This window comes from Devosia sp. (assembly GCF_041917035.1).
In the GTDB taxonomy this organism is placed as follows: Bacteria; Pseudomonadota; Alphaproteobacteria; order Rhizobiales; family Devosiaceae; genus Devosia_A.
This window is the reverse complement of sequence record NZ_JAYRYM010000435.1, coordinates 1-1,816: the sequence shown is the minus strand read 5'-3', so window position 1 is coordinate 1,816 and position 1,816 is coordinate 1. Positions and strand designations below refer to the sequence as shown.

General features: G+C 71.0%; 2 protein-coding genes. Both read left to right on the top strand.

Annotated features, from left to right (window positions below; all coding sequences use genetic code 11):
* Window positions 1-991, top strand: a 991-nt coding sequence (locus tag ACE3TU_RS22020) for a CaiB/BaiF CoA transferase family protein (RefSeq protein ID WP_374627992.1), incomplete at its 5' end; no start/stop codon positions are given.
* 14 nt (window positions 992-1,005) lie between these two features.
* Window positions 1,006-1,816, top strand: an 811-nt coding sequence (locus ACE3TU_RS22015; RefSeq protein WP_374627993.1) for a carbohydrate ABC transporter substrate-binding protein, incomplete at its 3' end; no start/stop codon positions are given.

Below are 1,816 nucleotides of genomic sequence, written 5' to 3'. Positions count from 1 at the left end.
CGAGATCGGCGGCGATTCGACGATCTTTCACGCCATCAACCGCTCCAAGGAGAGCCTGGCGCTGGACCTGAAGAGCCCCGACGACGTCGCGGCGCTGAAGAAGCTGCTGGCCCGCGCCGATATCGTGCTGCAGAACTTCCGCCCCGGGGTGATCGAGCGGCTGGGGCTCGACTATACGGCGGTCAAGGCGCTCAACCCGGACATCGTCTATGCCTCGATAACCGGTTATGGCAGCGCGGGACCGTGGGTCGAGCGGCCGGGGCAGGACCTGCTGGCGCAGGCGCGGTCCGGGGTGATGTGGCTCAATGGCGATGCCGACCAGGGGCCGGTGCCGTTCGGGCTCGCCATCGCCGACATGCTGGCCGGCGCGGCGGTGGCGCAGGGCGTGCTGGCGGCGCTGGTCCGGCGCGGCCGTACCGGCGAGGGGGCGCATATCGAGACTTCGCTGCTCGAGGCGCTGGTCGACTTCCAGTTCGAGGTGCTGACCACCCATCTCAACGACGGGAGGCGGAAGCCGCGGCGGGCCGGCTTCCGCTCGGCGCACGCGTACCTCTCGGCCCCTTACGGCGTCTATCCGACCGCCGACGGCCACCTGGCGCTGGCGATGACGCCGTTGGGCAGGATTGCCGACCTGCTCGAGCTGCCGGCGCTGGCGCCCTACCGAGATACGCCCGGGAGCTGGTTCACCGAGCGCGACACGATCAAGGCGATCATCGCGGAGCGGCTGGCGACACGCCCCACCTCGGCTTGGCTGGCGCTGCTCGAGCCGGCGGACATCTGGTGCGCCAAGGTGCTGGAATGGCCGGAGCTGCTGGCCAGCGAGGGGTTCAGGGTGCTCGACATGCTGCAGACGGTGCGCCGCTTCGACGGGGTGTCCATCGAGACCACGCGCTCGCCGATCCGGGTCGACGGGCAGCGCTCGCGCACACATCGCGCCGCGCCGCTGATCGGCGAGCAGTCCAGGGCGATCCGCGAGGAGTTCGGGCTGTGACGACCCTGCGCGGCATGACCTGGAGCCATCCGCGCGGGTTCGACCCGATGGTGGCGACGGCGCGGGCGTGGCAGCAGCAGACCGGGGTCGAGATCAGCTGGGACAAGCGTTCGCTGCAGGATTTCGAGACCTTTCCGGTCGACGAGCTGGCGCGCGCCTACGACCTGATCGTCATCGATCACCCGCATGTGGGGCAGATTACCGCCGAGGCCTGCCTCGCGCCTCTCGACGAGCGCGGCCGCGAGGCCGACCTCGCGGCGATCGCGGCGGGCGATGTCGGCGGCTCGTTCGGGAGCTACCAGTGGGGCGGGCGGCAATGGGCGCTGCCGATCGATGCGGCGGCGCAGGTGCAGCTCTACCGTCCCGACCGGGTCGCGCCGGCCCGCAGCTGGGAGGACGTGATCGAACTCGGCAAGGCCGGCGAACTGGTGCTGCCGCTGCTGGCCCCGCACAGCCTGATGTGCTTTTTCACCATTGCCGGCGGACTCGGGACGCCCTGCCATACCGGGCCGGGCGAGCTGATCGAGGGCGCGGCGGGGATCGCCGTGTTCGAGCGGCTGCGGGAGCTGGCCGCGCTGATCGAGCCCTCGAACTTCGCCATGGACCCGATCGCGGCCTCCGAGGCAATGGCCCGGGCGGACGCGGTGGTCTCGGCGATGCCCTATGGCTACGGCTATGTCAGCTATGCCAAGGAGGGTTTCCGGCCGGCGCGCCTCAAGGCCGCCGACATCCCCGACCTCGGGCGCGGTCCGGTGGGCTCGGCGCTCGGCGGCACCGGCATAGCGGTCTCGGCCTTCTCGGGCCATCACGGCGCGGCGGTGGACT